The following is a 230-nucleotide window of genomic DNA, read 5'->3' on the forward strand; positions in this document are numbered from 1 at the left end:
GATCCAGATGTAGGCCACGAAGCAGGTGAATGCATGCGAGGCCACAAAGCCATCGTGACGCCAATCGATGTGTCCCGTCAGAGCCAGGCGAGCCTGTCGCCATAGCCAGCAGGCGCTGCAAGCGATGGCCGCAACGCCCATCGCATTGCCCGCCTGGGCGGGTACGGCAGGCAGTTGGATGGGATAGCCCAGAAAAGTCTCGGGCGCCTGGGCGCAGCGGGCAAGCAGCC

1 protein-coding gene is annotated in these 230 nt (G+C 64.8%); it reads right to left on the bottom strand.

The genetic code is table 11. The features are described from left to right. On the bottom strand, window positions 1-230 hold a 230-nt coding region (locus ACRHNM_RS18465; protein WP_431138080.1), incomplete at both ends, for a hypothetical protein.

The organism is Psychroserpens mesophilus (genome assembly GCF_050617655.1).
GTDB lineage: Bacteria > Bacteroidota > Bacteroidia > Flavobacteriales > Flavobacteriaceae > Psychroserpens > Psychroserpens mesophilus_A.